This is a genomic window from Bradyrhizobium sp. (genome assembly GCF_049581145.1).
Taxonomy (GTDB): domain Bacteria; phylum Pseudomonadota; class Alphaproteobacteria; order Rhizobiales; family Xanthobacteraceae; genus Bradyrhizobium.
Genome location: NZ_JBAURI010000764.1, coordinates 1 through 2,467, shown reverse-complemented (window position 1 = coordinate 2,467; position 2,467 = coordinate 1). Strand labels below are relative to the sequence as shown.

At 62.6% G+C, this 2,467-nt stretch carries 3 protein-coding genes and 1 pseudogene; 1 reads left to right on the top strand and 3 read right to left on the bottom strand.

Going from position 1 to position 2,467, the window contains the following annotated elements:
* Positions 1–131: 131 nt before the first annotated feature.
* The 3 genes and pseudogenes from WCB02_RS25160 to WCB02_RS25150 all read right to left on the bottom strand — a co-directional run.
* Complete coding sequence (locus tag WCB02_RS25160; protein WP_423962436.1) at positions 132–419, bottom strand: hypothetical protein; 288 nt, start codon at positions 417–419, stop codon at positions 132–134.
* A gap of 136 nt (positions 420–555) precedes the next feature.
* Positions 556–1,029 carry a GNAT family N-acetyltransferase gene (locus WCB02_RS25155; protein ID WP_423962438.1) on the bottom strand — a complete coding sequence of 158 codons (474 nt, stop codon included), beginning with the start codon at positions 1,027–1,029 and terminating at the stop codon, positions 556–558.
* Positions 1,030–1,050: 21 nt separating this feature from the next.
* A pseudogene (locus WCB02_RS25150) lies at positions 1,051–1,638 on the bottom strand (glutathione S-transferase family protein); the annotation flags it as partial.
* A gap of 251 nt (positions 1,639–1,889) precedes the next feature.
* On the opposite strand from WCB02_RS25150, the gene WCB02_RS25145 reads away from it, so the two are divergent.
* Positions 1,890–2,417: an Hsp20/alpha crystallin family protein gene (locus WCB02_RS25145; protein WP_423962435.1), complete on the top strand. Its 528-nt coding sequence runs from the start codon at positions 1,890–1,892 to the stop codon at positions 2,415–2,417.
* Positions 2,418–2,467: the final 50 nt, after the last annotated feature.

The following is a 2,467-nucleotide window of genomic DNA, read 5'->3' as shown; positions in this document are numbered from 1 at the left end:
TATCCTTCCAGATAGTAAGCCTCCCGTTGGGGGGAGGTGTCCCGCCGCGGTGCTTACGGGAATCGGCGTGTATCGTCAAGGAACTTCGCCCGCGTCACGGCGGAGTGATGGTATGGAAGCTCACTGCGCGGCTATTCCGGCGCAGCTCCGACGGGACCTCCGCCGGGTGGCCGGTGCAGAAACGTCATCGAGGCGTAGGCGCCGATCCAGGAGCCGATCGCGGCGAAGCCGACATAGATCCAGTTTTCCGTGTAGCTGATGACGGCGAAGGACGACAGCAGATACCAGACGCTGCTCCAGGTCGCGGCCGGCACGCGCTTCCGCGCCATCACCGCCGAGGTGAACATCACGTAAACGGCATCGGTCGCCGCGGTCGCAAATACGACGGCCAAAGCCGTCAAGGGGTTGATCGCTGACACGGCTGTTCTCCCTGGGTTCGGCGCCTGGGCATGATCCAGTGGATGGCGGCTTTCCGACGAGATCATGCTCGAGCAATAAGCCGGCGCGATGACGACCCGTCCGGCAGTCATCACGCGCCAGACGCCACGAGCAAAGCTAGAACCGGATCGTCATGCCGACATGGCTGCGCTGAAATCCCAGCCGCTCGTAAAAACGCTGAGCGTCGACGCGCGTATGATGGGTCAAGAGTTCGACGAGCCGGCAGTCCCTGGCGCGCGCCTGCGCGATCGCCCATTGCACCAGCTGCTCGCCGATGCCGCGACCGCGGCAATGCGAGGCGACGCGGACGTCCTCGATCAGCGCGCGCGAGGCGCCTCGCGAGCTCAACCCCGGCAGGATGCAGAGCTGCAGGCAGCCGACGACCGCGCCACTGTCATCCTGCGCCACCACGAGCTGGATGTTCGGATCGGCGTCGAGCCGGTCGAATGCGTGGACATACGACGCCGGCAAGGGCTCATCGAGCAGTTCGCGCGCGCGGCCGAGCGCATCGTCGGCCAGCATCAAAACGATCGCGCCGACATCGTCGCGGCGGGCATGGCGGATGGTGACTTGAGTGGCGATTTTGGTCATCGCAGCTATGTTCGCTTCCGTCCGGGCCGGAGCAAGCCCAAGCGATGTCTCGGCCTCGCCGATCCATCGTCGCACCGCGGCGTAGCCGTCGAGATCGAAGCCGCCTTCATGCGCCAGCCTGGTATAGGCGAGTAACGCCACATCCGCGAGCGAGAGGCGCTGGCCGAGCAAAAATCGCGACGCGGCGAGCTGATGCTCCATCCGTGCCAAGGCCGCATAGCCGCGCTTGACCTTGTCCGGATCCAGATCGGAAGCGGGCCTGCCGAGATACACAATCTGGAAACGGCACACCGCGACATAAGGCTCATGGCTGTATTGCTCCCAGAACAGCCACTCGTCCATCTTGGCCGCGTCATAGGCGTCGGAAGGGATCAGGTCGCTGCCACGCGCGAGATAGCGAATGATGGCGTTGGACTGCGCCAGCACGCGGCCGTCATCGAGCACGACGGTCGGCACCTGGCCTGCTCCGTTGCGCTCCAGAAATTCCGGAGTGCGGCTTTCCCCCTTCAGGATATCGATCTCGATCCAGCGGTAGGGCAGCGCAAGCTTGTCGCAGACCCATTTCACCTTCAGGCAATTGCCGGAATTGCTGTCGCCGTAGATCTTCATGGCCAATTGCGCCCCTGTCGGGATGACAGACCAACAGCCGGCATCAGTTCTGTCAACCCGATCGCAGGAGAGACGAAAGTCGCCGACGGATGATGATCGGAGCATTTGCCGTCATGAATCCTTCAAGAAAGCGGGCATCCAACCAGAAAAGACGCGCGCCTTCAGTTGCGGCGTTTTTGACGCACATCAACGTAAACCGCGGAGGCTGGTGGCAATCTAAAGCGGTTTCGAACCAAGTTGGAGGACACACCATGGCTGAAACCACCACCAATAAGGTACCCGTCAAATCGGAGACTGCTCCCGCGCTGCAAGCGTGGCGGCCGTTTGAAAACCTTCGCCGCGAGGTCGATCGGCTGTTCGAGGATTTCGACGGCGGATTCTGGCGCTCGCGATTCCCTGCCGCGCTCGACGTCGCGCCATTCCGCCGCGCCGCGAGCGGCTTCACCGCGGTCCCTGCGGTCGATGTATCGGAGACCGACAAGGCCTACGAGATCACCGCCGAACTGCCCGGAATGGACGAAAAGAACGTCGAGGTGAAACTCGCCAATGGCGTATTGACCATCAAGGGCGAGAAGCACGACGAGAAGGAGGAGAAGAAGAAGGACTATTACATGCGCGAACGCAGCTTCGGCTCGTTTGAGCGCACCTTCCAGGTCCCCGATGGCGTCGATGCCGACAACATCGCAGCAAATTTCGGCAAAGGCGTTCTCACCGTGACCCTGCCGAAGAGCGAACAGGCGCAGAAGGCCGAGAAGAAGATCACCGTCCAGTCGTCATGAAGCCGTACCGCGCGGTCCCGAAGCTCGGCATCGGGCCCCCGTCGGAGGAA